The sequence below is a fragment of the Mycolicibacter senuensis genome (genome assembly GCF_003284925.1).
Lineage (GTDB): Bacteria > Actinomycetota > Actinomycetes > Mycobacteriales > Mycobacteriaceae > Mycobacterium > Mycobacterium algericum_A.
Map to the genome: position 1 here is coordinate 67,309 of NZ_QMEX01000005.1, position 24,229 is coordinate 91,537.

General features: G+C 67.7%; 23 protein-coding genes and 1 pseudogene. 11 read left to right on the forward strand and 13 right to left on the reverse strand.

The genetic code is table 11. From position 1 onward, the window contains the following. Window positions 1-6: 6 nt before the first annotated feature. Window positions 7-870 (forward strand): LLM class F420-dependent oxidoreductase, encoded by an 864-nt coding sequence (locus tag DQP56_RS03570; RefSeq protein WP_112683605.1) that lies wholly within the window; start codon window positions 7-9, stop codon window positions 868-870. After that, window positions 867-1,376: a nuclear transport factor 2 family protein gene (locus DQP56_RS03575; protein ID WP_112683606.1), complete on the forward strand. Its 510-nt coding sequence runs from the start codon at window positions 867-869 to the stop codon at window positions 1,374-1,376. Before DQP56_RS03570 ends, DQP56_RS03575 begins: the two co-directional genes overlap by 4 nt. Here the strand turns inward: DQP56_RS03575 and DQP56_RS03580 are convergent. From DQP56_RS03580 to DQP56_RS03590, 3 genes are all read right to left on the reverse strand, one after another. Next, a complete protein-coding gene (locus tag DQP56_RS03580) occupies window positions 1,336-2,316 on the reverse strand; it encodes an alpha/beta fold hydrolase (RefSeq protein WP_234825491.1) in 981 nt (326 codons plus the stop codon). The two genes, DQP56_RS03575 and DQP56_RS03580, sit on opposite strands and share 41 nt — an antisense overlap. Before the next feature lie 44 nt (window positions 2,317-2,360). Then, window positions 2,361-3,389 (reverse strand): fused (3R)-hydroxyacyl-ACP dehydratase subunits HadA/HadB, encoded by a 1,029-nt coding sequence (locus DQP56_RS03585; protein WP_112683607.1) that lies wholly within the window; start codon window positions 3,387-3,389, stop codon window positions 2,361-2,363. Between the two features lie 107 nt (window positions 3,390-3,496). Further along, window positions 3,497-3,934 (reverse strand): Rv1443c family protein, encoded by a 438-nt coding sequence (locus DQP56_RS03590; RefSeq protein ID WP_112683608.1) that lies wholly within the window; start codon window positions 3,932-3,934, stop codon window positions 3,497-3,499. Between the two features lie 69 nt (window positions 3,935-4,003). Here DQP56_RS03590 and DQP56_RS03595 point away from each other — a divergent pair, with 69 nt between their 5' ends. Beyond that, window positions 4,004-4,756, forward strand: coding sequence for an SCO6745 family protein (locus DQP56_RS03595; RefSeq protein WP_112683609.1), 753 nt, complete (start codon window positions 4,004-4,006; stop codon window positions 4,754-4,756). Between the two features lie 50 nt (window positions 4,757-4,806). Then, window positions 4,807-6,081: an amidohydrolase family protein gene (locus tag DQP56_RS03600; protein ID WP_112683610.1), complete on the forward strand. Its 1,275-nt coding sequence runs from the start codon at window positions 4,807-4,809 to the stop codon at window positions 6,079-6,081. A gap of 5 nt (window positions 6,082-6,086) precedes the next feature. Here DQP56_RS03600 and DQP56_RS03605 read toward each other — a convergent pair whose 3' ends face one another. The 6 genes from DQP56_RS03605 to DQP56_RS03630 all read right to left on the reverse strand — a co-directional run bounded on the left by DQP56_RS03605 (window position 6,087) and on the right by DQP56_RS03630 (window position 13,773). Further along, entirely contained in the window at window positions 6,087-7,268 is a 1,182-nt protein-coding gene (locus DQP56_RS03605; protein ID WP_112683611.1) for an acyl-CoA dehydrogenase family protein, read from the reverse strand. Window positions 7,269-7,389: 121 nt separating this feature from the next. After that, window positions 7,390-9,561, reverse strand: coding sequence for a molybdopterin-containing oxidoreductase family protein (locus tag DQP56_RS03610; RefSeq protein WP_112683612.1), 2,172 nt, complete (start codon window positions 9,559-9,561; stop codon window positions 7,390-7,392). Window positions 9,562-9,654: 93 nt separating this feature from the next. Further along, window positions 9,655-10,383: an SDR family NAD(P)-dependent oxidoreductase gene (locus DQP56_RS03615; protein ID WP_205868789.1), complete on the reverse strand. Its 729-nt coding sequence runs from the start codon at window positions 10,381-10,383 to the stop codon at window positions 9,655-9,657. 87 nt (window positions 10,384-10,470) lie between these two features. Next, complete coding sequence (locus DQP56_RS03620; protein ID WP_112683614.1) at window positions 10,471-11,613, reverse strand: epoxide hydrolase family protein; 1,143 nt, start codon at window positions 11,611-11,613, stop codon at window positions 10,471-10,473. Then, window positions 11,610-13,184: a flavin-containing monooxygenase gene (locus DQP56_RS03625; protein ID WP_112683615.1), complete on the reverse strand. Its 1,575-nt coding sequence runs from the start codon at window positions 13,182-13,184 to the stop codon at window positions 11,610-11,612. The genes DQP56_RS03620 and DQP56_RS03625 overlap by 4 nt, the downstream gene beginning before the upstream one ends. Next, entirely contained in the window at window positions 13,177-13,773 is a 597-nt protein-coding gene (locus tag DQP56_RS03630) for a TetR/AcrR family transcriptional regulator (protein ID WP_112683616.1), read from the reverse strand. The genes DQP56_RS03625 and DQP56_RS03630 overlap by 8 nt, the downstream gene beginning before the upstream one ends. A 77-nt stretch (window positions 13,774-13,850) precedes the next feature. Between DQP56_RS03630 and DQP56_RS03635 the strand changes: the two genes are divergently transcribed. Then, window positions 13,851-15,614 carry an N-acyl-D-amino-acid deacylase family protein gene (locus DQP56_RS03635; RefSeq protein WP_112683617.1) on the forward strand — a complete coding sequence of 588 codons (1,764 nt, stop codon included), beginning with the start codon at window positions 13,851-13,853 and terminating at the stop codon, window positions 15,612-15,614. 35 nt (window positions 15,615-15,649) lie between these two features. Next, complete coding sequence (locus DQP56_RS03640) at window positions 15,650-16,153, forward strand: SRPBCC family protein (protein ID WP_112683618.1); 504 nt, start codon at window positions 15,650-15,652, stop codon at window positions 16,151-16,153. 20 nt (window positions 16,154-16,173) lie between these two features. Here the strand turns inward: DQP56_RS03640 and DQP56_RS03645 are convergent, their stop codons facing one another. From DQP56_RS03645 to DQP56_RS03655, 3 genes are read right to left on the reverse strand one after another with little or no spacing between them, the layout of a single operon-like run. Then, window positions 16,174-16,470, reverse strand: coding sequence for a type II toxin-antitoxin system RelE/ParE family toxin (locus tag DQP56_RS03645; protein ID WP_112683619.1), 297 nt, complete (start codon window positions 16,468-16,470; stop codon window positions 16,174-16,176). After that, entirely contained in the window at window positions 16,467-16,718 is a 252-nt protein-coding gene (locus DQP56_RS03650; RefSeq protein WP_112683620.1) for a type II toxin-antitoxin system ParD family antitoxin, read from the reverse strand. Before DQP56_RS03650 ends, DQP56_RS03645 begins: the two co-directional genes overlap by 4 nt. 46 nt (window positions 16,719-16,764) lie before the next feature. Beyond that, window positions 16,765-17,991 (reverse strand): cytochrome P450, encoded by a 1,227-nt coding sequence (locus DQP56_RS03655; RefSeq protein ID WP_112683621.1) that lies wholly within the window; start codon window positions 17,989-17,991, stop codon window positions 16,765-16,767. Window positions 17,992-18,042: 51 nt separating this feature from the next. On the opposite strand from DQP56_RS03655, the gene DQP56_RS03660 reads away from it, so the two are divergent. Then, complete coding sequence (locus DQP56_RS03660) at window positions 18,043-18,987, forward strand: oxidoreductase (RefSeq protein WP_112683622.1); 945 nt, start codon at window positions 18,043-18,045, stop codon at window positions 18,985-18,987. Here DQP56_RS03660 and DQP56_RS03665 read toward each other — a convergent pair. Continuing rightward, window positions 18,956-19,576, reverse strand: coding sequence for a TetR/AcrR family transcriptional regulator (locus DQP56_RS03665; protein WP_112683623.1), 621 nt, complete (start codon window positions 19,574-19,576; stop codon window positions 18,956-18,958). The genes DQP56_RS03660 and DQP56_RS03665 overlap by 32 nt on opposite strands. A gap of 178 nt (window positions 19,577-19,754) precedes the next feature. Here DQP56_RS03665 and DQP56_RS03670 point away from each other — a divergent pair. The 4 genes and pseudogenes from DQP56_RS03670 (at window position 19,755) to DQP56_RS03685 (ending at window position 24,215) form a co-directional block, all read left to right on the forward strand. Continuing rightward, window positions 19,755-20,604 (forward strand): annotated as a pseudogene (locus DQP56_RS03670) (LLM class flavin-dependent oxidoreductase). Window positions 20,605-20,614: 10 nt separating this feature from the next. After that, a complete protein-coding gene (locus tag DQP56_RS03675) occupies window positions 20,615-22,264 on the forward strand; it encodes an acyl-CoA synthetase (protein ID WP_112683624.1) in 1,650 nt (549 codons plus the stop codon). Then, on the forward strand, window positions 22,261-23,118 hold the full coding sequence (locus DQP56_RS03680; protein ID WP_112683625.1) for an LLM class F420-dependent oxidoreductase: 858 nt from the start codon (window positions 22,261-22,263) through the stop codon (window positions 23,116-23,118). The genes DQP56_RS03675 and DQP56_RS03680 overlap by 4 nt, the downstream gene beginning before the upstream one ends. An 11-nt stretch (window positions 23,119-23,129) precedes the next feature. Then, window positions 23,130-24,215 (forward strand): S-(hydroxymethyl)mycothiol dehydrogenase, encoded by a 1,086-nt coding sequence (locus DQP56_RS03685; protein WP_112683626.1) that lies wholly within the window; start codon window positions 23,130-23,132, stop codon window positions 24,213-24,215. Window positions 24,216-24,229 lie beyond the last annotated feature (14 nt).

Consider the following 24,229-nt stretch of genomic DNA (forward strand, 5'->3'; position numbering starts at 1 on the left):
TCGTTGATGCGCGTCGGCCTGTTCACGCCGGTGGTCATCCAGGTGCCCGGCACCGCCTCCGAGTGGGAAGCCGACGGCGGTATCGACGACATCGCCGAGATCGCCACGGCCGCCGATGAACTCGGCTACTCCCACCTCACTTGCTCGGAACACGTCGCGGTGCCCGTCGAAGTGGCGGCGTTGCGCGGCGCGACGTACTGGGACCCGTTGGCCACCTTATCGTTTCTCGCCGCACGCACCCGACGGATCAGGCTGGTCACCTCTGTGCTGGTGCTCGGATACCACCACCCGCTAGAGATCGCCAAGCGCTACGGCACCCTGGATCGGATCAGCGGCGGCCGGCTCACCCTCGGCGTGGGCGTCGGTTCGCTGCGGGAGGAGTTCGACCTGCTCGGCTGCGCCTGGGAGGAGCGCGGCGCCCGTGCCGACGACGCGATGAAGGCACTGCGCGCGTCGTTGTCGACCAGCCGTCCCGCCTACCACGGCGACTACTACCGATACGACTCGCTGATCGTGGAGCCGTGTGCGGTGCAACCGCGGGTGCCGATCTGGGTGGGCGGCCGAACCAGGCGCTCGCTGCGACGGGCGGTCGAACTGGGTGACGGCTGGACGCCGTTCGGCCTTACGGTGGACGAGATCGCGAAAATGCTTGGCTCCATAGCTGTTCCCGGTGACTTCGCCGTCGTGCTGGCGACACTGCCGCTGGACCCGATCGGCGCCCCGCAACACGCCACCGATCAGATCGAGCGGCTGGCCGAAGCGGGGGCGACGGATGTCAGCTGTGTGATCTCGGCGCAATCGGTGGGGCATTTCTGCGACCAGCTGGCAGCACTCGCGCAGCTGACGAACCTGGCCGAGGAAGGTTCGTGACCGAACAACGGCTCGCCGACCTCGAACGCCGGCTGCAACGCATCGAAGACGAACGCGCCATCGAGCGCCTGATCGCCTCCTACGGCCCGCTGGTGGATGCCGGGGATGCCGACGCCACCGCCGCCCTCTGGTGTGACGACGGCGTCTATGACGTCGAGAACTGGCTGATGCAGGGCCGCAACGATATTGCGGCGATGGTGCGCTCGTCGGGGCATCAGGAGCTGATCAACGGTGGTTGCGTGCATTTCCTGGGCCCGGCGGTGGTCACCGTGCACGGCGATGACGCGGTGGCGGTGTGCGACTCGACGCTGCTGGTCAAACGCGAGACCGGCTATCAGGTGGCGCGCGGGGGCGTCAACTATTTCCACCTCCGGCGGGGGTCCGAAGCGTCCTGGCAGATCGTCACACGTATCAACCGCCGCCTCGACGGCAGTGCCGAGAGCCGCGCCCTGCTGGTCGACGGAGTTATGGGACGGATTCGAGGAACTCCCGCACCAGGCGAGTGAACTCCTCGGGCCGGTCGTAGGTGACGATGTGCCCGGCGCCGGCGATGGTGACCAGCCGGGATTGCGGTGCGGCGGCATGGGCCGCGGCCAGCTGGGCGGCGCCGACCAGCGGATCGTCGGCGCCGCGGACCCACAGGGTCGGCACCGACAGTCGCGGCAACTCGGGCAGCAGGTTCAGTCGCATCGAGCGCGGGCCGTAGGCTTCGATCTGCCAGTCGTCCAAGGCCTTCTCGCCGTGCCGGTGCTTGGCGCGGGCCTCGCCCACCACCGCGGCCATGATCTCCTCGAAATCCGGGGTCCGTTCTCCGGCAGCCAGGTTGGCGAGCATGGACCGGCGGATGGCGCCGGGAAACCGGGCCAGATACCAGCTGGCGGCGCGCAGCAGGCCCGGTGTGCGCATGACCAACCAGGTCAGCAACTGCGCCGGGCGCTTCGCGTCGAGTCCACCGGGCCCGATCGCGACCAGGGCGCTGACGCGCTCGGGATGCTCAAGGGCGAAGCCGGTGGCGATCCCGGCGCCCAGCGACAACCCGATCAGCGCCACCTGCGGCAGCTCCAGCACGTCGAGCAACTCGCGCAGGAAGCGGCGGAAGAACGCGTCGTCGAGCACCCCGTGCCACGGCCTGCTGGCCCCGTGGCGGGGCAGATCGATCAGGTGCACGCGGTAGTCGGCTGCCAGCTCCGGGGCGACTCGGCGCCACACCCCCTGCGCGGTATCGAGCATCGCGCCGTGCAGCAACAGCAGGGGCGGTCCGGTATCGCCGGCGCGGTAGACCCGCACCGGGCCGCCACAGATGGTGAGGTCGGTGTAGTTGTCGAACGGATCGGTCACGGTCGTCTCCGGCTCGCGGCCCAGCGCAACATCCGCACGTACCCCGACCACGAGTTGCGCGGCCCGCGGCCACCCCGTGGTATCGCCGACCAGTTCTGGCGCGGCCACCACCGATCGTCGTCGCCGGCGAGGCCGGCTGTCACTGCGCCCAACTAGCGGAACCGGACGTGCAATGTCGCCAGGCCGAAGATCTTCTTGTCACCGGATTTCGCGCCGACCAAGATGACGCCGGTGCGGGTCTCGGGATCCAGCGACTTGATCTTGCCGCTGAACTCGATGTCGGCGCCCTCCTTGGCCGACACGACCGCGGGCGCGGACAGCCGTACCGCGTAGCGGGTGACCGCACCGGGGTCGCCGGTCCAGGCGGAGGCGAAACCGGCGCCCAACCCCATGGTGAGCATGCCGTGGGCGATCACATCGGGCAGCCCGGCCAGCTTGGCGATCTCCTCGTCCCAGTGGATCGGGTTGGCGTCACCGGCCACCCCGGCGTAGTTCACCAGGTCGCCCCGCGAGAGCCGGGTGTGGCGCACCGGGAGCGGGTCGCCGACCTTCAGCTCGTCGAACGACGGTGTGGCCGGGGTGCGGGTCAGGCCGCCGTCGGCGATGTGGACCTCGCCTTCGGGTCGCACCGTTTTTTCGTAGCCGGCCTCGGATTCGCCGACGCCGAGGATGTTGACGTCGTGCATCATCGCGTTGTGCACGGCGGTCTTGATGGCCGGGTCGATGTCCTCGGCGGTCACCCCGACGACGGTGGTGTGCAGGGTGTGCACCCGCTCGCCGGCGGTGTTGGTGAAGGTGTTGGTGACGGTGATCAGGTCTCGTCCGGCGATCCGGCGTACCGACGTCAGCTCGACGTCGATCTTCAGCTCGTCCCCGGCGACGATCGGCCGGTGCTGCTCGAAGACCTCTTCGGTCTGCATGTAGGTGTCGTAACCGACGACCACCGACTCGAACATCCGGCGGTTGCACTGCATGCCCGGAGCCGAGGTGAAAGTCAGCGGTGCCACCACGTCCGGATAGCCCATTTCCGCGGCGGCGGCGACGTCCCAGTGCGCGGGGTGGTAATCCTGCACCGCGCGGGCGTACTCGCGGACCTTCTCGCGGCCGACCAGATAGGTGCCGTCCATCTGGTAGTAGTGGCCGACCCGTGCTTCCATCGGCGATGCCTGTGCTGCGGTCATGAATTGACTCAACCGTTCTGTCGGTGTGTTTGCTGCGCCCGACCCAAGCACCCTAGCGCGCGGACTCGACGACCGAAGATTCCGTGCCCTCGCCCGGCCCGAGCCGGTTAAGCGAGCAGCGGCGCCAGCATGCGCCAGCGGCGGTGCCGATGGGCGAACAACAGCCGGATGAACAGCCGGGTGCCCCAGCCGGTGACGCCGTCGACGGTCTCGATCTCATCGGTGTAGCGGCAGCGCTGCTCGTCGAGCGGCGTGAACGTGAGGCGATGATTCCAGGTCCGCACCGGGCCGCCGTGCTCGTTGGTGTAGATCATCAGATCCTCGAGTTCTTTGATCTCGAGGTGATGCCTCCAGGACGGGATCACGCCGAACCACCACAGCCGCGTCGACACCCGGGTGCCCACCTCGACGCGATCGGGGGCTGCCAAGGGGCGCATCGTGAGCAACGGGGCCAAAACGAATTGCATCAATTCGGGCTTCCGCGCCAGTGCCGCGGCGCGTTCGGCCGGAATCGGCAGCTCGGTGCGCAGGGCGACGATACTCATCTTCGGCCACTTTAGCCGGATGCGCACGGCCCGGGGGATAGGCTGCCCTGGTCGGGAGGAGCCGAACCCATGAGCGACATCGAGAAGTCGGCCGCAGCCGCCGGAGCGGCGATGGAGCAGGCCGTCGCGGTGTTCATGCTGCACCCGGAGACCTTCGCGGGCAGCATCGCCACCGGCTATCAGAACCCGCTGGCCGGCTACGTCGCCGGGCGCGGCGGCGTGCTGGGCGAGGCCACCGGTGACGCCGTCGGTGCGGTGTTCGCGGTGTTCGAACCGACCGGACTGAGCGCCATGTGGGACGAGGGCGTCGCGGTGCGCGGCGCTGCCGCCGCGGCGCAACAATATTGGAGCCAAACGGCCGAGTTCGGGCGCAAGTACCTCTCCGGTGCCCAGGGGCTGGATCGGATCGCCGCACTCGGGGAGAAGGTCATCGCGGCGACACCGCCGGCGGGCCTGCCGTTGTTCGCCGGCTGGCGCGCGATGCCGTTGGCCGACGACGCCGCGGGGAGGGCGCTGCAGGTGATGTTCGTGCTGCGAGAACTGCGCGCCGGTGTGCATTTCAACGCGCTGACCATCTCCGGCATCACCCCGATCGAGGCGCACATGCTCAACAAGGGGCCGCAGTACGCCACGATGTTCGGCTGGCCCGAGCCGTTCGCCGACGGCGCGGACAAGAAGGACCGCTACGCCCAGATCGAAGCGGCCACCAACCGGCGGATGGCGGAACTGTTCGCCGCCGCCCTGGCCCCGGACGAGGCCGCGGAACTGGCCCGGTTGAGCACCGCGGCGCTCGCCGTGTTGCAGGCCGCCGTCCCGGGCTGACCGGCCCGCAACGCGACGGCGACGGAGTCTCGAGCGGAACTGAGGAAGCCATGACTGCAAAGTGGGACGCGATCGACCGGTACGTCGTCATCTCGACCGACACCCACGCCGGAGCCGATCTCTACGACTACAAGCCGTATCTGCCCGCGCGCCTCCACGACGATTTCGATGCCTGGGCAAAGACCTACAGCAGCCCGTTCGACGACCTGATCGTCGCCACCGCCAACCGCAACTGGGACCACGAGTTGCGGATCACCGAGATGGACGCCGACGGGGTGGCAGGCGAGGTATTGCTGCCCAACACCGTTCCGCCGTTCTTTCCGACCACGCCCAACATCACCATCAGCCTGCCCCGCACCCGTGATGAGTTCGAGCAGCGATGGGCCGGGGTACAGGCCCACAACCGGTGGCAGGTCGACTTCTGCGCATTGGCACCCGCGCGGCGGCGCGGGTTGATCCAGATCTTCCCCAACGACATCGACCTGGCGCTCAACGAGATCCGCTGGGGTGCCGGGCTGGAGTGCTTCGGCGGTGTGCTGATCCCGGCCGTCTCACCGGGCGACCCGCAGGTGGCTCCGCTGTTTCACACCCGCTACGAGCCGATCTGGGCGCTGTGCGCGGACTTGGACCTGACGGTGGTACAGCACGCCGGGGCCGGCAGCCCCGAGATGCCGATGGACCAGCCGGCCTCCAACGCGGTGCTGATCACCGAGATGGCGCTGTGGGCCCAGCGCACGCTGAGCCACCTGATCCTGGCCGGGGTCTTCGAGCGGCACCCGGAACTGCGGTTCGTGCCGACCGAGCAGGGCACCTTATGGGTGCAGCAGCAACTGATGATGCTCGACGCCATGGTGCCCACCATGAAGACCGAGGCCAACAACCGCACCTACGGGATGTTCGGCGGCTCGTCCGTTGACGAGATGACCATGCTCCCCAGCGAATACGCCCGACGGAACTGCTATCTGGCCAGTGAGCTGACACCTTACGATGCGGCGATGATCGATTACCTGGGAGCCGACCACATCATGTGGGGCAGCGATTATCCCCACGAGGAAGGCTTCGCGCCGCATTCCAAGCTGGCGATCCGCTGGGCACTGCATGACCGGTCGGAGCAGGAGTGCCGCAAGATCCTGGCCGGAAACGCGGGCCGGCTGTACCGCTTCGACCTCGACGCGCTTGCTCCCGTCGCCGCCGAGATAGGGCCAACCGTCGCCGAAGTGGCGACACCGCTGGGAGACACCGGCTATCGCGCCCCGGCCGCATTCGGCTACCGGCCTTTTGAGGGCGGGCTGGCCCTGAAGCGGTTGGCCCCGGAACGCGGGTAGGGGTCCTAGATCATCGCCCGGAGCGGTCCGGCCGGCTCGATACCCAGCGAACTCAGCGCGGCGGCGTGGAACGTGGTGCCGGGCACGTGGATGGCATGGTTGAGCCCCGCATGCGCGTCGCGCCAATACCGTTGCAGCGGCTTGTCCATCCGCAACGCGTTGCCTCCCGAGCGGGCGAAGATCTGGTCGACGGCTCCCACGGCCCGCCACACCGCACGGATCTGGGTGCGGCGCCCGGCGGCGCGATCGGCGAAACCGACCTCCTCGCCGGCGGCGACCATGTCATAGATCCGGTCGACGTTGGCCAGTAGCTCTTGTCGGGCGGCGTTGATGTCGGCGGCCGCCTCGCCGATGGCATACATGACGTAGGGGTCGTCTTTGATCGCGGTTCCGGTGGCGCTCACCCGTTCCCGTTGGTAATCCAAATGGGCTGCCAGTGCGCCCTCGGCGATGCCGATGACCGCCGAGGAGATACCGAGCGGAAACATCGTCGACCACGGCATCAGATACAGCGGGTCGGTCATGCCGGCTTCGCGCTGGGCGCTGCCGTCCATCACCTTCAGGCCGTCCATGGTGCGGTAAGTGGGGACGAACGCGTCTTTGACGATGACGTCCTTGGAGCCGGTTCCGCGCAGCCCCACCACGTCCCAGGAGTCGTCGACGATCTCGTAGTCGCTGCGCGGCAGGATCACGTGCAGAATGGCCGGCGGCATGACCGGGACACCCTCGGTGTCGCCGACCATGCCGCCGAGGATGATCCAGTCGCAGTGGTCGGTGCCGGAACTGAACTGCCAGTGCCCGGTGAACAGATAACCGCCGTCGACCGGTCTGGCCACGCCCTGCGGCGCATACGGTGAGGCCATCCAGGTGTCGACGTCATCGGCCCACACCTCGTCGCCGACCTGCGGATCCGCGTAGGCCAGCTGGTAGGGATGCACGCCGACCACGCCGGCCACCCATCCGGCCGAAGGATCAAGCGCCGCGGTGGCCATCACGGTCTCGGCCCACTCGCGCGGATGTGCCTGGTATCCGCCGTGTTTGGCTGATTGCAGCAGCCGGATTGAGCCCGCGTCCTTCATCGCCGTGACGGTCTGATCGGTCAGCCGGCCGATGCGCTCCGCCTCGCCGGCCTGCGCACGCAACTGGTCGGCGATAGCCATCAGCCGGTCGATCACCCGCTCGCCCATGTTGTCGCCCTTACGTTGTGGACTTGAAAATCGAATGGTGTGTTGCCGATGATCTCACCGGCGAGGGCCGGTGTCTGCCGAAAACGGCAGTGAGATCAGTCGACGGCCACGCCGCGCTCGCTCAGAGCCGTTCCAGCCCGACGTAGCACGAACTCAGCGCCGACGTCTGCGACAGCGGGTCGAGGCTCGCGCCGTCGACCAGCAGATTGCGGTTGACGCCGAACGACTCCGGTGCTCGGCCACCCCGCGGGTCGAAGATCCGCGAACCCCAGCCGTGGTCGATGATCACCAGACCACGCCGCGGTCGGTCGGACAGCGTCGCCGTCAGTTTCACCTCACCGACCGAGGAGAACACCCGCACCCGGTCGCCCCCGCCGATGCCGAGGGCGGCGGCGTCCTCGGTGTTGATCACGACCTCGTTGCGTTTACCGGAGCGGTGCAGCCCGGGCAGCTCATTGAGCCAGGAGTTCATCGAATGCCGATTGCGCCGGTTCCCCAGCTGGAACGGAAAACCCTCCGGCGCGCGAGGACTGGGGTCAGCAAGCAATTCCCGTGCCCGCGCCAGGAACTCGGGCGGCGCCGCGTGGACCATTTTGTCGTCGGTCCGCAACGCGTCCTTGAAGTGGCCGAACTCGCGCGGCCCCAGCACTATCCCGTGCGGGTGGGTCATCAGGTCACGCCAGGTAAGCCGGCGGCCGTTGACCTTCCGCGACATCCGCACAATGAGGCGGTCGAGCCAGTGCGGACCGAACGCCAGCGCGGGGCGACCCGTCACCGCCGCCACCCGCCGGGTCGCCTGGATGAACCCGTTGAGGGCCTTCGCCCCGAACAGTGGTCTACCCATCGCGATCGCGAGGTCGACGAAGATCTCCCACTCCTGCCGGGCATCCGGCGGCGGCTCGATGACCTTCGCGCCGTACTGGACGAACGGTTGATCGTGCATATTGCTGGTGAACGCCAACAGGTCGTTGCGCTCGAGCCAGTGCACCGCGGGCAGCAGCCAGTGCGCGTGCCGGTGACTTTCCCGCTGTACGAGGTCGATCACAACCAGCAGGTCCAGTTCGGCCAGCGCCTTGTCCAGTTTGGCCCCGTCCGGGCCCGACACCACCGGGTTGCCGCAGTTGATCAGCATTGCCTTGATCTGCCCGCGGCCCGGTGTGGTGATCTCGTCGGGCAATTCCGCCAACGCGTGCGCTCCGGCTACCATCTGCCGTCCTGCCACCCGGCTGACGTGCGGCTTGGTCTTGGCCAGTTCGGCCAGTTTCAGGGCGTCGAAATAGCCCGGTTCGAAGCGACGCCCGCCCGGGCGGTCCATCCGGCCGGTGATCACGTTGAGCACCTGGCCGAGCCATTCGCCGACGGTGCCCGCCGCGTGTTGCGAAACCCCGGTGCGCGTGACCACCATGGCGCCGCGGGCCGCTGCAAAATCCCGCGCGGTGCGCTCGATCAGGTCCCGGTCGATCCCGCACCGGTCGGCCAGGTCATCCAGATCCGCGCCGGCCACCAGCCGACGCAGCTCCGGGACACCGGTCGCGAGGTCTGTGCAGTCGCGCCGGTGCTCGCGGCCCTCGTCGAGGATCACCTTCACCATCGCCAGCAGCAGCGCCCAGTCCTGGCCGGGCCGCACCGCCAGGTGCACGTCGGCCTTCTCCGCGGACTCGGTGCGAAACGGATCGACCACCACGAGGGTGGCGCCGCGCTGTTGGCGGACCAGCGCGCGGCGCCAGCCGTCGGGGACCGTCTCCAGCCAGTTCCAGCCGCTCACCGCTGGATTGGTGCCGACCAGCAGGAAGTAGTCGCAGTTGTCGACGTCGGAGACCGGCACCATCAGTGCCGATCCGAACATCGCCTCGGCCACCACATGCAGCGCGTTCTGGTCGACGGAGCCGACGGCGTAGCGGTTGCGGGTGCCGACGGCGTCCATCCAGGCGTTCATGAAGATCACGTTCGACGACGAGTGCCCGGATGGGTTGCCGTAGTAGGTGCCGATCGTGTCGGGCCCGCCCGCGTCGATCAGGGCGTTCATCCGCGCGGCGATGTCGCGGATCGCCACGTCCCAGGTCTCCTCGACGTAGGCGTCGCCCACCCGTCGCATCGGCCGCAGGATCCGGCGCGGATGTTCTACCAGCTCATTGGCGGTGCGGCCCTTGGCGCAGAAGTCATGCCAGCTGTGCGGGTTGTGCTTGTCGGCGGAGATCTTACGGACCTGGTTGTCCTGGACCGTCACCTCCAAGCCGCAGGAGGCCAGGCAGTACCTGCAGAAGGTGTGCACCGTCCTCGGGGCTGCTGCCATGCCGCCATGGTGCCCGAGCACTGGAGCGCGTGTCCGTCAAATGCGAATGAGCACAGTGCTTATCGTGCGCTGTACATCGGCCCGAGACGCCTTTCACGCATTGCGGATGGTGAGCCCGCCGTCGGCGACGAGTGTCGCTCCGGTGATGTACGAGGCGGCCGGTAACAGCAGCGACAGCGTCGCGTGCGCGACCTCTTCGGGCTCCCCGTAACGGCGCAGCGCCGTGCGCCGGCGAGCAAAGACCGCCTTCTGCTCGTCCGGGATGGCGGCGGTCATGCCGGTGTTGATCGGGCCCGGGCACACGCAGTTGACGGTCACCCCGGCCGGGCCGAGTTCCACCGCAAGCGACCGCGTCAGACCGATCACGCCGTGTTTCGCGACCGTATACGGTGCGATTCCGGCGGTCGCGCCAAGACCCTCGGTGGACGCTATGTTGACGATCCGTCCGGTACCCTCCCGGCGCAGATCGGGCAGCGCGGCGCGGACGAACCGGGCGTAGGTGGTCAGGTTGATCGCCATCGTGGTGGCCCACACGCCCTCGAAGTCGTCGCTGTCCACCGGCGCGGGGAGGCTCACCCCGGCGTTGTTGACCAGTCCGTCGATCGGGCCGAGAGACTCCCGAACCTCGCCGAGGACAGCTGCGGGGGCCTCGGCCGTGCCGACGTCCGCGACCACGGCGTGGCACCGGGCGCCGGCGTCGCGGAGTTCCTCGGCCACCCGCGCCAGCCCGTCGGCGGCACGGTCGACGACACCGACCACCGCGCCCTCATCGGCGAGCAGGTGCGCGGTTGCCCTGCCCATCCCGCTGGCGGCCCCGGTCACCACAACCACCTTGCCCGCAACCGAACGGCTCAACGACGTCAAACGAGGCATAGGGCATCAAACCACTCCCCGGCGCTGAGCGCTCGGTTAGAACACCTGCCGTTGCACCAGGACGTCGGCGAACTTGCCCAGGTCGGCGGCGAAGATCGCGGGCTGTTCGAAGGCGGCGAAGTGACCGCCGCGGTCCGCGACCGAGTAGTGCACCAGGTTGTAGCGGCGGGCCGCCCAGGCGCGCGGTGTTTGCAGAATCTCGTAGGGATAGACCGCATACCCGGTGGGTACCTCGACCCGGCCGGTCCACGTGCCGATCGGACCGGTGCCTGCCCGGGTGGATTCGCAATACAGCCGGGCCGCCGAGGTCGCGGTCGCCGTCAGCCAGTAGAACATCAGGTTGTCGATGAGCCGATCGGTGCTGATCGGTATGCCTTCTCGGGTGTCGCACCAGGCGTGAAACTTCTCCAGAATCCAGCCGGCCAGCCCCACCGGTGAGTCGTCCAGACCGAAGCCCAGCGAATGCGGCCGGGTGGCTTGCTGATTCAGGTAGGCCATGCCGTCGGTCATCCGTTGGGCCGCGGCGGCGATCGCGGCCTGCTCGGTCTCGGTCACGGCGGCCAGCAACTCCGGGTCGTCCCGGTCGGGCGGTGCGAAGCACATGTTGGTGTGGATGGCGGCGACCCGATCGGCGTAGTGCTCGCCGAGGTGGCGGGTGACGATGGCACCCCAGTCGCCGCCCTGCGCGACGTATCGGTGGTATCCCAGTTGTGTCATCACGTCGGCGACCGCGGCAGCAACCGCCGCGGAGTCGACACCGCGCTGCCGGGTGGGCCCGGAGAAGCCGTATCCGGGCATCGAGATGACCACGACGTGGAAACGGGACCGCAGCAACGGGATTGCGTCGAGGAACTCGACGATCGATCCGGGCCAGCCGTGGGTGATCACCAGCGGAATGGCATTCGGGCCGGTCGCTCGGGCATGCAGGAAGTGCACCCGCTGCCCGGCGGCCTCGGTGACGAACGAGCCGATGGCATTGACTTCGGATTCGACACGGCGCCAGTCGTAGCGGTGCAGCCAGTGCTCGACCACGTTCTTGAGGAACCCTTGTTCGGTGCCGTAATCCCAACCCGCACCGCCGATTTCGGCGGGCCAGCGGATATTGCTGAGCCGACGTCGCAGGTCGTCGAGTTGGCGCTCGTCGACGTGGAGAGTCAACGGTTCGATGCGGTTGCTCATATCTTGAGGTCCCCCCTGTCGGCGGGGATCGGCGGAACCCCGGTTGGCTGTCGAAATACATAGTCGGCCAGCGGAGAGCGCCGGCTGAACCGGCGCGAGCCGGTGATGGTCTGGGGACGGTGATAGACCGTCTCGTGCTGGGAGTTGACGAAATACGTGGACAGGCCCGGATTGCAGGCGGTCAGGTACAGGTGCACGGCCTTGCCGCGGCGGCGCATGAGGTCATTCCAGCGTTGAAAGGCGGTGTCGCTGACTGTCGCGCTGGTGGCACCGCGCCGGAGCGCTTCGGTGATCACCCGAACCGCGTGGGCGGCGATGGTCTCGACGTAGTCCATCCAGGCCAGGCCGACGAAGCCGAGCGGGCCGACGATCTCCCAGCGGTTGGGCAGCCGGGGGTGAGCGGTGCCGGCGTAGCTGCGCAGCCCGTCGCTGCGGTAGTAGTGGGCGAGGTCGAAACACTCGGATCCCAGAACCGTTCCGGGGCGGTAGGTTTCGGGGTCGGTCCACAGCTCGTAGCCGGTCGCGGCCACGATCAGATCCGCCGGGTGGTCAACTCCGTCGACGGTGCGGACACCGGTGGCGGTGATGCGCTCGATGGGCGTCGTGACCAGGTGCGTGTTGGGGTCGTTCAGCGCCGGCAGGAAAGCACTGGAGATCACCGGCCGCTTGGCCAGCAGGCCGTAGCGCGGTACGAGAGCGCGCCGGGTCGCGGGATCGGCGACCTTGGCACGCAACAGCAACCGGTAGAGCCCACGACAATAGCTGTCGTAGAGTGGCATCAACCGGATGAGCACCCGGTCCGGCAGGTACACCATCAGGTGCACCAACGGGCCCACCATGAATATGTCCATGGCCAGCCGGCCCAGCAGATTGACGGCACCGACCGCCCAGCGCATCCGCAGCAGCGGGCGCAGCCGGCGCGGAATCGCGAAGTCGATCTTGGGTAATAGCCACGCGGGCGTGCGTTGATAGATCTCCAGCGTGGCCGCCCCGGCGGACAGCGCGGCGGCGATCTGAACGCCACTCGACCCGGTACCGATGACCGCGATGCGCTTGCCCGCGGTGTCGTAGCCGTCGTCCCAAGCGTTGGGCCGCAGTACGGTGCCGGTGAAGTCATCGATGCCGTCGATCGGGATGGCGGTCTTGGGGTTGACGTAGCCGCCGACCGAGTTGATGACGAACCGTGCCGACACCATCTGACCGCCGTTGATCGAGAGCCGCCACAGCTGTGCAGCGGCGTCCCACGCCTGCCGAGTCACATCGCAGTGGGCACGAAGATGCTCGTACAGACCGAGCCGGGCGGCGGTATCGCGCAGGTAGCGATGGATCTCCGGGCCGGGAGCGAACAGCCGGCTCCAATCCGGATTGGGTGCGAAGGACAACTGGTACCACATCACCGGGATGTCCACTGCCAGGCCTGGATAGTGGTTGTCGCGCCAGGTGCCCCCGAAGTCGTCGGCTCGCTCCAGGATGACGAAGTCGTTGATGCCGGCGTCCAAGAGTTGTTTTGCGGTGGCGATTCCGCCCGGGCCGGCGCCGACGATCGCCACCACGTGGTCCGGGTCAGCCATGGCCGGCTCCGCTCAGCCCGTCGATGATGTGCTCGCACACGAAGCGGCGCACCGCGCGGGGGCTGTCCAGCTTCACCCGCATGGGCGGCAGCAACTCGAAACTGAACAGCAGCCGCACGATCCATTCGCTGGCGCGGCCCGGATCCAGGGCATCGCTGACCTCCCCGCTGCGTTGTGCGGCGCGCACCAGTGGCGTCCACAACTGCACCGAGCGCCGCATCAGCTCCTCACCGCCGTGTTCGAGCAGCAGCACCAGCACACTCTGGTTGATCGCGCGGGGTTCGGCCGACGATCGGCGGCGATGCGCCGAGATCAGCACCGCCGCGGCCGCGACCTGTTCGGCCAGACTCTGCTGCTGGTTCACCTCGGCGGCCATGGTCGCGATGAACGCCGAGGACAGCTGCTCCAGCGCAGCGGCGATCGCTTCGTGGCGGGTGCCCAGGATGTTGTGCACCGTGCCGCGGGACACCCCCGCCGCCTCGGCGACCGCCGTCAGGCTGAAGCGCCGCGGACCGAGCTGGCGCAAGGTGTCGGTCGCGGCGGTGAGCAGCGGTGACGGCAGCGTTGAAGATCCTGCATCGCCGGGCACTTGCACACACTAACGAAATGTGTACAAATTGATCAACACCATTCGTCGCCGCGCCCGGTACTTCGAAGGAGACGGCTGTGTACGACCTCGCGATCACCGGTGGCACCGTCGTCGACGGGACGGGAGCCGATCGCTACCCGGCCGATATCGGCGTCCGGGACGGCAAAATCGTCGCGGTTCAGCGCCGCACCGGAGCCGACGATCCCGGCTTGAGCGGCGCGGCAGCCGAGACGATCGACGCCACCGGCCGGATCGTGGCCCCCGGGTTCGTCGACATCCACACCCACTACGACGGGCAGGTGAGCTGGGACAGCCTGCTGGAGCCCTCCAGCGGGCACGGTGTGACCACGGTCGTCAGCGGCAACTGTGGGGTCGGATTCGCCCCGGTGCGCCCCGGCCGCGAGGAGTGGCTGATCAAGCTGATGGAGGGCGTGGAAGATATCCCCGGCACCGCGCTGACCGAAGGCATCACCTGGGGATGGGAGAGCTACCCGCAGTACCTGGATGCGCTCGAGCGGCAGAGCTTCGCCGTCGACGTCGGCAGCCAGGTCGCGCACGGCGCGATCCGCGCCTACGCCATGGGCGACCGTGGTGCGCGCAACGAACCGGCCAGCGGCGATGACATCGCCGCGATGAGCGCCCTGGTGCAGGAGGCGATCGAGGCCGGGGCGCTGGGCTTTTCGACCTCTCGCACCCTGGCACACCGCGCGATGGACGGCGAACCGGTGCCGGGCACCTTTGCCGCCGAAGACGAACTGTTCGGGCTGGGCCGCGCGATGGCCGCCGGGGGTCAGGCGGTGTTCGAGCTGGCTCCGCAGGGCACTGCCGGCGAGGACATCGTGGCGCCGAAGAAGGAACTCGAGTGGATGCAGCGCCTCGCCGCCGAGATCGACCGCCCGCTGTCGTTCGCGCTGATCCAGGTCGACGCCGACCCGAACCTGTGGCGCGAACAGCTCGACATCTCCGCCGCCGCCCACCAGGCGGGCAGCGCGCTGTACCCGCAGATCGCCGCCCGGCCGTTCGGGATGCTGCTGGGTTTCCCCGGGCACCACGGGTTCACCCACCGCCCGACCTACCGGCGGCTCAAAGCGCAGTGCAGCCGCGAGGAACTCGCGCAGCGGCTCGCCGAACCGGCGGTCAAGGCCGCCATCCTGGCCGAAGACGACCTGCCCGTCGATACTTCCCTGCAGTTCGACGGGATGTTCGCGCTGGTGCAGCATTCGCTGCACCGCATCTACGACCTGGGCGACCCGCCGGACTACGAGCCGACACCGGACCGCTCGGTGGCAGCGATCGCCGCGGCGCGCGGTGAGGATCCGCTGTCGACGCTGTATGGCCTGATGCTGCGCGATGACGCCGGCGCCATGCTGATGCTGCCGTTCTTCAACTACGCCGACGGCAACCACGACGCGATCCGCGAGATGCTCACCCACCCCGCCGGCGTGCTGGGCCTGTCCGACGGCGGCGCGCACTGCGGATTGATCTGCGATGCCTCCTACCCGACCTTCCTGCTCACCCACTGGGCCCGCGACCGGCACCGCGGCGAAAAACTGCCGCTGGAATACGTGGTGCGCAAGCAGTGCCGCGACACCGCGCACCTGTTCGGGCTGACCGATCGCGGCGTCATCGAGGTGGGGAAGAAGGCGGACCTCAATGTGATCGACATGGCCGCGCTGACCCTGCACCCGGCCCGGATGGCCTACGACCTGCCGGCCGGGGGCCGCCGCCTGCTGCAAGGGGCGAGCGGATACGACGCCACCATCGTCAGCGGTACCGTCACCCGGCGCAACGGCGCCGACACCGGCGCCCGCCCGGGCCGGCTGGTGCGTGGCGCGCGCTGAATCACGACGTACAGAAAGGAAATTCGTTGTCGCGGATGTATCCCTGCGAGCGTGTCGAACTCGGCTTCATCGAGCAGGCACCGCAGCGGTTCAGCAACAGCGTCGAGCTGGCCGTCACCCCCGAACAGGTGTGGGAAGTGCTGGCCGACGCTGACGCCTGGCCGCACTGGGCGTCAGTGATCACCAACGTGAGCTGGACCAGCCCCAAACCGCACGGTGTCGGCACCACCCGGCTCGTCGACATGCGCGGCGGCATCGTCGGCGACGAGGAGTTCCTCGCCTGGGAACCCTGTCGGCACATGGCATTTCGGTTCAACGCGAGCTCTACGTCGGCGTTGGCGGTCTTCGTCGAGGACTATCGCATCGAACCGACCGCGCAGGGTTGTCGGCTCACGTGGACCCTGGCCAACAAGTTGACCGGGCCGGCGCGGCTGTTCTCCCCGCTCAGCGGGCCGCTGATGAACCTGGCGTTTCGCCGCTTCCTGTCGAATCTGCGCCGCTACACCGACCAGCGGTTCGCGACCCTGCAGCGCGGGTAGGGGTGCGGAGGCTGCGAGCCTCAGAGACGCCGCTCGGTGTCCATTCGTTGGTGCAAGACCCGAACTACGTCGACGACGGCGTCGGCAGTCAGTCGATAGAACAGCGTGTGGGATCCGGCCGATAGTTTGCGATAGCCGGGTCGGATCTCGTCACAGGTTCGGCCGATCCGTGGATTCGCGGCAAGACGTTCGATCGCGTACTGGAGCTCGCGCAGGTACTCTTCGGCCTGGTCGACGCCCCAGCGGTCCGCGGTGTAATCCCAGATCTGTTCCAGATCTGCTCGCGCGGCAGGTGAGAGCAGGTATCGAACAGTCACCGGATACGCGACGCATCCGTCCGCTTGCGGTCGAGGAAGGCATCGAAGTCAAACGGCGTCGACTCGCCGCTACGTTCACCGTCCTCGAGGGCGGTGCGCAGGGCCCGCAGTTGTGCTTCGCGATCCTCCAGCAGCCGCAATGCCGAGCGAATAACCTCGCTGACCGATCGGTAGCGTCCGGATGCGATCTCCTGGTCGATGAAGGCCTGGTAATGATCGTCGAGCACGAAGGACGTGTTCTTGCCCATGTCTGCCACGATACCAAAATTTGGTATGCAGGGCCGAGGGCCGGCCTCAGCGCGGCTCGATGGTGACCGGCATGTGCCGGACCCCGGCGTGCTTGTTGCTGCGGACGTACTCGATCGGGCCGGTCAAGGTCACGGTGCCCACCCGGTCGAGTAGCACGTCGAAGATCACCCGCATCTCCAGGCGGGCCAGCGTCGAGCCGAGGCAGAAGTGCACGCCGCGCCCGAACGTCAAGTGCGGGTTAGGGTTGCGGGTGATGTCAAACATGTAGGGTCCGGCGAACACCGAGTCGTCCCGGTTCGCCGACGCCCACCACAGGCTCACCTTGTCGCCGGCCCGGATCTGCTGTCCGTGCAGTTCGACGTCGCGGGTCGCGGTGCGCCGGTTGTAGGGTGTCGACGACGCCCAGCGCAGCAGTTCCTCGACGGCCACCGGCAGCAGCTCCCGGTCCCGGCGCAACCGCTCCCACGCCTCGGGATGCTCGCTGAGTGCCGACATGCCGATCGCGATCGAATTGCGGGTCGTCTCACTGCCTGCGGCCATGATCAGGCTCAAGAACATCTGCTGCTCGTTGGCGGTGAGCGGCTCGTCGTCGATCTCCGCGTGCGTCACCACCGACAGCAGGTCGTCGGCGGGCCGGGCGCGCTTGCGTTCCAGCAGCTCGGCGCCGTAGGCGTGCATCCGGGCATGGGCCTGCACCAACCGGTCACTGACCTCGCCGACTTCGCGGTCCTCGTAGTCCAGCGTGACGTTGGCCCAGTTCATCAGCTCGTGGCGGTCTTCCTGCGGTACGCCCACCAGTTCGGCGACTGCCTGCAGCGGCAGCTCCGCGGCGACATCGACCAAAAAGTCGCACTCCCGCTTGGCCAGCGCGGCGTCGATGATCGTCACCGCGCGCCGGCGCAGATCCTGCTCGATCCCGCGCAGCGCCCGCGGAGTCATGCTGGGCATCAGCAACTTCCGGAATTTCGCGTGCCGCGGATCGTCCATCATGTTCAGCAGCGCACCGACGGCGAAACCCCGCGGCATGTCCTCCAGGGTGGTGCCGCCGCCGTCGCGCGCGCCGCCGGTCTCCGAGGAGAAGGTCTCGTTGTCGGTGGCCGCGGCGACGATATCGGCGTAACGGCTGAACACCCAGAATCCTTCGCCGCCCGGACAGTGGGCGGTGGCCGGATGGAACCAGACCGGTGATTCGCGGCGCAGCACGTCGAACACGTGGTGCGGGAAGCCGGCGGTGAACCGGTCCAGGTCGGTCAGGTCGACGTCATCGTGCATCAACTCAGGACCATACACATAGATCGTGGTGTCCCGTCTATAGTTCGGCCTGTGAGTGCGACGGACTGGACTGTGAAGCAGGGTTCACCCCAGCGCGGCCGGACCGCCGTCGTGACCGGAGCCAACACCGGCGTCGGACTCGAAGTCGCCCGCGGGCTTGCCACACTCGGCGCCGACGTGGTGCTGGCTTGCCGCAACCTCGACGCAGCCGACGCGGCCCGCGATGACATCCTGCGGACGGTTCCGGGTGCGCGGATCGACGTGGTGCACCTGGATGTCAGCGACCTGGCGTCGGTGCACGCCTGCGCCGAGAAGCTGCGGGCCGCCCACCCCGTCATCGACATCCTCGTCAACAACGCCGGTGTCATGCACCAGACGCGCCAGCTGACGGCCGATGGCTTCGAAGGTGACTTCGGCACGAACTTCCTCGGGCCGTTCGCACTGACCGGACTGCTGCTCGACCGGGTGCTCGTATCCCCGGCCGGGCGGATCGTAGCGGTGAACAGCAAAACCAGCCGGGGCGGCCGAATCTCCTTCGACGATCTGCAGTTGGAGTCCTCGTTCAGCCCGGCGGCGGCCTACACACAGTCCAAGCTCGCCCAGCTGATGGCGGTATTCGAACTGCAGCGGCGGCTGGAAACGGCGGGCAGCCCGGCTATCTCGCTGGCCGCGCATCCCGGCGGCACCCGCACCGGGATCCTGCGCGAGCAGTCCCGGTCGATTCGCTGGGTCTTCAACCGGCGCTTCCGCTTTCTGACGGGCTGGTTCACCCAGGCTCCCGCCGACGGAGCGTTGCCGATGCTGCGGGCGGCCACCGACCCGGGTGCCACCGGTGGCCAGTTCTACGGCCCGGGGGGACGTTTCGAGCAGATCGGCCCGCCGGTACTGGTCCGGGCCGCCCGCAGAGCCCACGACGTCGAGGCACAGCAACGGCTCTGGCAGATCGCCGAAGAACTCACCGGCGTCAGCTACCCGCTGACCCGCGCACCTTCGTAGCGCCGCGCGCCGCGGTCACCGCCGGCGCGATCCACCGCCGCAGCAGCCGGCGCAACTCGCCGCCCGGGGCGGGCAGCGGCGCCAAGATGAACGACTGCAAGGTGCGCAACACCATCTCGATGATGTCGTCGATCGCCTGCTCGTCGAAGCCGGACCAGTCGACATCGAGCCGCTGGAGAATGGAATGCCCGAAGGTGCGGCCGGTGTCGGTGGTCACCGTGACGGCGAACGCGCTGGGCGGTTGCGCGCGCAACAGCAGCCCGACGTAGGGGTCGACCGGGAGTCGCTCCAGGGTCAGTGCGACACCTTCGGCGACCGCATCCCCGGGATCGGTGATTCCGGCAAGTGCCGCGGCCAGTTGGTCCAGAAAATCCCCGACGCCGTCGACCGCGGTGGCCGACAGTAACTCCTCGGTGCTGGGGAAGTAGCGGTAGACGGTCTGGCGGGTCACGCCAAGGGTACGGGCCACATCGGCGATGCTGGTCTGCTCGCCGCGTTCGTCGATGGTGCGCCGGGTCGCTTCCAGGATCCGCGCCACCGCCTCCTCGTCGCTGGCGGGCACATCGCCGCCCCAACCGCGGGTGCGCATCAGTGCCCCTGCCCCAGGGCTAGAACTCGCATAGTCCGGAACGGTAGCCGACCTGGCACCTGATCGACGTCATACACGTAACTAGGGCATGTATGATCTGCTTCGTGAGTGTGGAGAACCCGGGCAGATTCACCCGTACGGGGATCCGGCCGCCAGCCGCCAGCCACGGTTCGTCGGCGTGAAAGTCTATATCAGCACCGGATTCCTCCCGACCGCCGACATCCTCGCGCTTGGGGCTGCCGCGGACCGGCTCGGCTATGACGGTGTTGGAATTCCAGATCATGTGGTGAATTTCGCCGAGCTGACCACGCGATACCCCTACACCGTCGATGGTGAGCGGCGCTGGTCGCCGTTCACCGACTGGCCCGACCCATGGGTGCTGATCGGAGCGCTGGCCCAGATCACTTTGTCACCACCGTCTACGTTGCGGCCCTGCGTGACCCGTATTCGGCCGCAAAGGCGATCGGTACCGCGGCGGTGCTGGCCGACGGCCGCCTCGATCTGGGTCTGGGTGTGGGGTGGTGCGAAGAAGAGTTCACGTTGATGGGACAGCCTTTTGTCGGCCGCGGGAAGCGCACCGAAGAGGCAGTCGAACTCATGCGCGACCTCTGGTCGCCGGGCTGGACTGAACATGACGGCGAGCACTACCGCACTCCCCGGCTGGAGATGACACCCAACCCACCGCCCATCCCGGTGCTGTTCGGCGGATTGACCGATCTCGCGCTACGTCGAGCCGCCCGCTACGACGGCTGGGTCGGCGATCTGATGACACCGACCAGGCCATCGACACTGTCGCAAAGCTGCGGAGGTACCGGCGGGCAATCGGCCGCGAGGCGGACGAGTTCACCGTGCTCGCACCGCTTATCGATGTGTTCGGGACCGATGACATTGCCCGCGCTGAAGCCGGTGGCATCACCCACATCCTCACCCAGCCGTGGACCTATTACTGCAAGCCGGACGCGCCCGTCGAAGCCAAAATCGAGGCGATGGCGACGTTCCGGCACGACTTCCGCCTTGATTGTCATTAGGAGCAGTGCGATGACCCGTTTTGATCTGTCCTCGGTTTTTGCGACCGTGGCCGACGCGATCCACGACCACACTTTGCTGGTGTGGCGGGACCGCCACTACAGCTACGGAGAGACCAACGCCCGGGTCGACGGCGTCGCACGCTACCTGGCAACGCGGGGGCTGGGCTGCCACATCGCCCGAGACCAGCTCGCAGGCCACCAGTCCGGCCAGGACCACCTCGGCATCTACCTGCGTAACGGCAACCAATACCTGGAGACAATGCTGGCCGGATTCCGGGCCCGGGTCGCGCCGTTCAACGTCAGCTACCGCTACGTCGAAGAGGAGCTGATCCACCTGCTCGACAACGCCAATTCCCGCGCACTGGTCTACGGCGCAGAATTCGCGCCAACAGTAGCGGCGATTCGCGATCGACTGCCGAACCTCGAAGTCCTCATCCAGGTCGCCGACGACAGCGGCAACGCCCTGCTTCCCGGGGCGGTGGACTACGAGTCCATCACCGAGACCACCGCACCAGCCGCCGGGATCCCCACCCCCAGCCCCGACGACCTCTACATTCTCTACACCGGCGGAACCACCGGCATGCCCAAAGGCGTGCTGTGGCGCCAAAACGACATCTTCATGGCGTCGATGGGAGGTCGGCCGTTCGGCAGCGAAACCCCGTTGGCGTCGTATGCCGAACTGGCCGCGCAGGCCGGCCAGGCCCCCGGCGCACTGTCGATGCTGATGTTGGCCCCGCTGATGCATGGCGCCGCGCAGTGGGCCGCCTTCAACATCATCACCCGGGGTGGTCGCATCGTGATCCCCGACGATGTGGAGCGGCTGCGACCCGATCAGGTGCTGCGTCTGGCCGAACGCGAACGGGTGATCAACATCCCGGTGGTCGGCGATGCGATCGCCCGACCACTGATCGAAGAGATCGAAACCGGCAACTACGACCTGTCATCACTGCTGACTATCAGCAATGGAGGTGCACCGCTATCGCCGACACTGCGAGAGCGCATCGTCACCGCCCTGCCCCACATCATGATTCTCGACGCCGTGGGCGCATCCGAGTCAGGCCTGCAGATGAATACCATGGCCGCGAAAGACTCTGAGACCGCGGTATTCACACCGGCCTCCGATACCGGTGTTATCGCAACGGAATTCACGCACGCTCTACTACCCGGCGACGGGGAAGGCTGGCTGGCCCGGCGAGACCATATTCCTCTGGGCTACCTCGGGGACGAAGACAAAACCGCTGCCACCTTCCCCACGATCGACGGTGTGCGCTGGTCGGTTCCGGGAGACCGCGCCGAATACCTGCCCGACGGCCGGGTTCGGTTGCTGGGCCGAAACTCGTTGACTATCAACTCCGGTGGCGAGAAAATCTTCGTCGAAGAGGTCGAGCGGGCCATCGCGGCGCACCCCGCGGTGCGCGACACCGTTGTGGTGGGCCGGCCGTCGCAGCGCTGGGGCAGCGAAGTCGTCGCCATCGTGCAACTCGCCGAGGACGCTGCGGTCACCGATGAGGAGATCCTGACCACCTGCCGGCGCCACATCGCCGGATACAAGGTCCCCAAGACCGTGATCCGGGCCCCCCAAATCCTGCGTTCACCGGTCGGCAAGGCCGACTACCGCTGGGCCAGCGACCTTGCCACGACGACAGAAGCGAGCCAATGAGTCCCACGACGCTCAACTACGGGCTTGTGTTGTTCACCAGTGACCGTGGAATCAACCCGGCGTCGGCCGCCAAACTCGCCGATGATTATGGCTTCACCACGTTTTACGTGCCCGAGCACACCCATATCCCGGTGAAGCGCCAAGCCGCGCATCCGACCACCGGGGACGAGTCGCTGCCCGACGACCGCTATATGCGCACCCTGGATCCGTGGGTGAGTCTGGGAGCGGCCTGTGCGGTGACCTCGCGGGTCCGGTTGTCCACCGCGGTGGCGCTGCCGGTCGAACATGATCCGATCACGCTGGCGAAATCGATCGCCACGCTCGATCACCTCTCCGGTGGCCGGGTCAGCCTGGGGGTCGGTTTCGGCTGGAACACCGACGAGTTGGCCGATCACGGGGTGCCGCCGGGGCGCCGTCGCACCATGCTGCGCGAATACTTGGAGGCGATGCGGGCGCTGTGGACCGAAGAAGAAGCGTCGTTCGAGGGCGAATTCGTCAACTTCGGCCCCAGCTGGGCCTGGCCCAAGCCGGTGCAGTCGCACATTCCGGTGCTGGTGGGTGCGGCCGGCACCGAGAAGAACTTCAAGTGGATCGCCCGCAGTGCCGATGGCTGGATCACCACGCCACGCGACTTCGACATCGACGAGCCGGTGAAGCTGCTGCAGGACACCTGGGCGGCCGCCGGCCGCGACGGCGCGCCGCAGATCGTGGCGCTGGACTTCAAGCCGGTGCCCGAGAAGCTAGCGCACTGGGCCGACATCGGCGTCACCGAGACGCTGTTCGGGTTGCCGGACAAGCCCGAGGCCGAAGTCGCCGCCTACGTCGAACGTCTCGCTAAAAAGCTTGAACTCTGAAGGGGAACAACATGAGTCAGACAGTGCGCGGTGTGATCTCCCGCGAGAAGGGCAAGCCGGTCGAGGTGACCGACATCGTCATTCCCGATCCCGGCGCCAACGATGTCGTGGTGGCCGTCACCGCCTGCGGGGTGTGCCACACCGACTTGACCTACCGCGACGGCGGTATCAACGACAGCTACCCGTTCCTGCTGGGCCACGAGGCCGCCGGCACCGTGGAAGCGGTGGGTTCTGCGGTGACCGCAGTGGAGCCCGGGGACTTCGTGGTGCTGAACTGGCGCGCGGTGTGCGGGCAGTGCCGAGCTTGCAAGCGCGGTCGCCCGCAGCTGTGCTTCGACACTTTCAACGCTTCGAAGCCGATGACGCTGACCGACGGCACCGAGCTGACCCCGGCGCTGGGTATCGGGGCGTTCGCCGACAAGACTCTGGTGCACGAGGGTCAGTGCACCAAAGTCGATTCGGCCGCCGACCCCGCGGTGGCCGGGCTACTGGGCTGCGGGGTGATGGCCGGGCTGGGCGCGGCGATCAACACCGGCGGCGTCACCCGCGACGACACCGTGGCGGTGATCGGCTGCGGCGGCGTAGGTGACGCCGCGATCGCCGGTGCCGCGCTGGTGGGCGCGCGGCGCATCATCGCCGTCGACACCGACGACACCAAACTGGCCTGGGCCCGCGACTTCGGCGCGACAGACACCATCAATGCCCGCACGCAGGATCCGGTAGAGACCATCCAGGAGCTCACCAACGGCTTCGGCGCCGACGTGGTGATCGACGCGGTCGGGCGCCCGGAGACCTGGAAGCAAGCGTTCTACGCACGCGACCTGGCCGGAACCGTTGTGCTGGTGGGAGTTCCGACCCCGGACATGCGGCTTGACATGCCGCTGATCGACTTCTTCTCCCACGGCGGCTCGCTGAAGTCGTCCTGGTACGGCGACTGCCTGCCCGAACGCGACTTCCCCACGCTGATCAGCCTGTACCTGCAGGGCCGGCTGCCGCTGGAGAAATTCGTCTCCGAACGCATCGGTCTCGGCGATGTCGAGGAGGCCTTCGACAAGATGCACGCCGGCAAGGTGCTGCGTTCGGTGGTGGTGTTGTGAGGGTCAGCAACGAG